The 309-nt window shown below is 72.8% G+C and carries 1 pseudogene; it reads right to left on the reverse strand.

Features of this window, described 5'->3' with window-relative positions:
• Nucleotides 1-309 (reverse strand): annotated as a pseudogene (locus tag P0G09_RS17805) (D-alanyl-D-alanine carboxypeptidase family protein); the annotation flags it as partial.

Raw genomic sequence — 309 nt, forward strand, 5'->3', positions numbered from 1 at the left:
GTCAGGCCCAGCAGGTTGTCCCGGCTCTCCACGCTCTCGGCGGCGGCTCCGCTCGCGGCACTGCTCTCCGCCTTGCTGCTCGGCTCAGCCGACGGCAGACTGCTGGCCGCACTATTGGCGGCGCTCCCGGCGGCATCTGCCGTGGGCACCGGGGCCTTGCGGTGGGAAAGCAGGACGGACACACCGCCCACGGCCACGCAGACCACAAGGGTCAGCCCGGCGATGCGGCGGATGGCGCGGTTGCGTCGCCGCCGCCGGATCTCTGCCCGGGTCAGGCGGCGGCGGGGGAGGGGTTGCTGCTGATTCATA

Origin of the sequence: Faecalibacterium sp. DFI.5.82 (genome assembly GCF_029076575.1) — a bacterium.
Classification (GTDB): Bacteria; Bacillota; Clostridia; order Oscillospirales; family Ruminococcaceae; genus Faecalibacterium; species Faecalibacterium duncaniae.